This is a genomic window from Oleiphilus sp. HI0080 (assembly GCF_001635135.1).
Window position 1 is genome coordinate 1 of sequence record NZ_LWFU01000355.1, and the last position, 3,545, is coordinate 3,545.

At 47.6% G+C, this 3,545-nt stretch carries 4 protein-coding genes; all 4 read left to right on the forward strand.

The features are described from left to right. The coding region (locus A3751_RS05215; RefSeq protein WP_231876843.1) for an O-antigen ligase at positions 1–869 on the forward strand (869 nt) is incomplete at its 5' end. After that, the gene (locus A3751_RS05220) at positions 853–1,338 is read left to right on the forward strand and encodes a hypothetical protein (RefSeq protein WP_068522272.1); all 486 of its coding nucleotides are present in this window, start codon (positions 853–855) and stop codon (positions 1,336–1,338) included. The genes A3751_RS05215 and A3751_RS05220, both read left to right, overlap by 17 nt. 149 nt (positions 1,339–1,487) lie before the next feature. After that, positions 1,488–2,645 carry an acyltransferase gene (locus A3751_RS05225; RefSeq protein ID WP_068453065.1) on the forward strand — a complete coding sequence of 386 codons (1,158 nt, stop codon included), beginning with the start codon at positions 1,488–1,490 and terminating at the stop codon, positions 2,643–2,645. 28 nt (positions 2,646–2,673) lie between these two features. Then, positions 2,674–3,411 (forward strand): bifunctional 2-polyprenyl-6-hydroxyphenol methylase/3-demethylubiquinol 3-O-methyltransferase UbiG, encoded by a 738-nt coding sequence (locus tag A3751_RS05230; protein ID WP_068453068.1) that lies wholly within the window; start codon positions 2,674–2,676, stop codon positions 3,409–3,411. Positions 3,412–3,545: the final 134 nt, after the last annotated feature.

Consider the following 3,545-nt stretch of genomic DNA (forward strand, 5'->3'; position numbering starts at 1 on the left):
CACACCAAAACTCACTCACCTTATACATTTCGATTCTAGGGTCACTGGCGCTTGCGAAAGTGTTGAACGATCGCTCTGCTAATGCGCCGTTGTGGTTCTTACTGTTTGGCATGTCAGCCTTTTGCGTGCTGTCTACGCTTTCCAGAGCGGGCCTCGCTTTGTTTGCGCTGAACAGCATCATCGTATTTTGCGTCTCTATGTTCTTGAATGATCGAGAACAAAAGTTCTTACGCCGCCGGAAGTGGATCATCGTCATAATCATGCCCCTTGTCGGCTCAGCAGCACTTTATAAAGCATCGGACTCGATCATTGAACGATTCTCCACCGCGCCGGAAGAATCAGGGCTAACACGTATTTATCTCGCGCAAGCCGCTGTCAAAATGGCGAACGAAAACATTTTAGGTGTCGGGCTGAATAATTTTGGCCACAAGATTAACGACCCCTATCCTTATGGCGCCCATATCCCGAAAGAGATCAGTCCAGATAGTACTCGCCGCGGTCTAGTAGAAACCGCCTATCTCATGATCGCTGCGGAAGCCGGGTGGCTCGCGTTAGGGGCGTTTTTGCTCATGCTGCTCTACTTCTACTTTGTAAATTTGGTCAACCTGATTCGCATGAAAGATCACCCCGCGCGTTACATTGCAGTCGCCTTGCTTGGCGCGCTAACCCAAGTGTATTTACAGACATCCCTCGAATGGGTGATCAAGCAAACCAACAACTACTACCAACTGATGTTCGTTTTCGCGCTCATCGCTGCAATGAAGCGCATGCGTCAAACACCAATGACGCCCAAGAACAACGCCAAGGCAGAGACAATATCTGCCCCCACTATCCAAACTATGAGGCCTCTCTGTGTCACAACAATCTAACCACGCTGAGCACCAGCATGAAAAGAACGCGATGTGTGCATCGAAGCGGCAACAAGACAGTAGTAGACGCAACAGCGAATATTACTTCTCTCAGCTACCTGAGGGGCTCAGAAATGACCTCTCAACCGAACAAGCGCGGGAAATCAAGCGGGTGATCGACAGAGCCATACCCGTACCGTCGAAAAAAATCTTTTCGCTTGAGCTGACATTTTGGCTGTTCAAACGCTTTTACTGCGTGTTCTATCTCGGTGAAGACAAGCGCCGACTCATCCCGAACTTCGGAACAAATTACGGCAAAATGCTGAAATTATCCGCACATATTGTGAGCACCCTAATTGTTTGGATAGCCACGATCTTTGTCGCTGGTGCTGCGGTTTATTACGCAAAGAGTACGCTTGGAATAGACATATTTCCCAATCAACATGCTCAAGACATCATCACTGAAACGATCAGAGAGCAGGCCGAGTAAAGGCCTCGCGCATCCTGCATTGCATATTGCAAAAGGCGCCCGCCAGCTCCGCAACGAAAATACCTTAAATCATTGTTTTTAATGATCTTTATTTTATGGCACGCACCATGCAAACAGTTTATTCAAAGTCAATTTCAGTGAGAACATCTATGACGCAGATCATGTCACCCGACCTTCAGGCGACACTCTGGTTACGCGAGAAAAGCGCATCACACGTGGCCTTTATGGACTTTAAACAAAGCAAACACTTTCACTCACTTGACGGCCTAAGATGCTTGAGTATTTTAGCGGTCATCTGGCACCACGTGGCAGGAGATCAATACGCTTCGAACAGCCTATTCTTTTTAGGCCACCATGGCGTGACGCTGTTTTTTGTAATTAGCGGGTTCCTCATCACCTCGTTGCTGTTGCGAGAAAAACAAAAAAACGGCCGCATTTCACTTCCACAGTTTTACATGCGCCGCGCCTTGCGCATCTTCCCCGTGTACTACCTGGTGCTCTTTATTTACTGCGTATTGGTATTCTTATTGGAAAAAAACTCGGCGGCAGGCCTCGCATTCTTTGACAACCTAATCTATTTCGCAACGTACACCTCCAACTATTTCGTCGCGCTCAATGGCGACCGCGTGATTTTTTACTTCGCGTGGTCTCTCGCAGCAGAGGAACAGTTTTACATGGTGTGGCCCACAATCGAGAATTGGCTTTCAGAAAAAGGCGCGATCGCCGTCGCGCTGATCGCGATTCTTGTCTCCACCCTTGCCACACAAGGTATGTTATTACTGACGTCCTCCGATCTGCTCTCAATCATTCTTGAGAACATCGCGATCCCGATCTGCATCGGCGTACTACTGGCACATGCGATGAACAATGAAGTCACCTTCGTCGTGCTGCATAGAATGCTAGGCGCAAAATACACACCGCTCGCTGTTCTCATACTGGCTTTAATGCTTTTAACGCTGGAGAGCAGCTTACAGATTTTTGCCTATCTACTGTTTGCTGCGTTGGTGTTTTGCTCAGTGACCTCAAGGAGCAGCGTTACCTACCCAGTGTTAAATCATCGATGGCTGATCGCGGTAGGTCAAGTAAGCTACGGCATGTATATGTTTCACATGCTGTCTCTCAACGCGATCAGAAAAATCATGCCTTCAAATGGGCTAAGCGCTGACCAAGAGCTAAATCAGCTCGTACTATTTTTGTTGACCAGCCTTCTCACATTTATTGTTGCGAAACTGAGCTTTCGCTACTTCGAGAGCTATTTTTTGCGTAAAAAAGTGACTTACACCGCGACTTTGGCGAGTGAACGATGAACCCAGTTTTAGCCTTTTGGAACCTCTTATGAACTTACTTACTAAGCGATACCCAAAGATAAATCGCACAGATATCAACGGTCGCAAGCAACGCAACGCCCAGCTTGAAGAGGCCCGACTATACAGACTGAGCGATGAGACGGAGATCAAGGCCACCGCGAATCAAGAAGTCGCCTCACATCTCGAACATTTGTGCAGTCAATTTGCACACAACATTAATGCACTCGATGTGGGCTGTGGAACCGGTCGTTTTTTCCACGCCCTGAAAGGCGTCGACGAGCTCACAGGTATCGATCCGTCAAAAGAGATGCTGTTGGCAGCGAAGCATCCACTTCACGGAGCAAAACTTGATGTTCAAAACATTAAACTCACTGAGGGAGTTGTCGACTCGGCAAAACTGCTTCGCAATGGCTATGACCTCATATATGCCATCGCAGTTTTTGGGTATCCCGCTCCGATAGACAGAGCAACTTTGGATAAGCTCTATTCCCATTTGGCACCTGGTGGAAAGCTTTTCTTCACGATCGCGAATCGAGATGACGCATCCTACAAGTCGCTGTTTGAGAAATCACGAACACGAAAAATGCTCGAAGCAATAAGGCCCTATCTGCCCGCTTATATTGGCGCTCGTCTCGCTTCTCGATGGCAACACGCTTTCTTGTCACAGAAAGAGATGGAAAGCATGTTCGAAGATAGCCTGTTTACGCACTTTCGTACCTGGCCCATGGCCAATCGTTTCATTGCGTGTGAGGCTGAAAAACACTAACGCAAATCGCAAAGCAGAACATCATTTCGACTCGCAGTTTGCAAAAAAGCAGGAAAACTGCGCGTCATGAAAACTTAAGTAACTGTTTTTTATAGACTTTATGAATTGGCATTGTTTTCGCTATACCCCTCCTA

Excerpts from the sequence above, each read along its gene's own strand:
- A3751_RS05225 (WP_068453065.1), top strand. The coding sequence starts at position 1,488 with ATGACGCAGATCATGTCACCCGACCTTCAGGCGACACTCTGGTTACGC.
- A3751_RS05230 (WP_068453068.1), top strand. The coding sequence starts at position 2,674 with ATGAACTTACTTACTAAGCGATACCCAAAGATAAATCGCACAGATATC.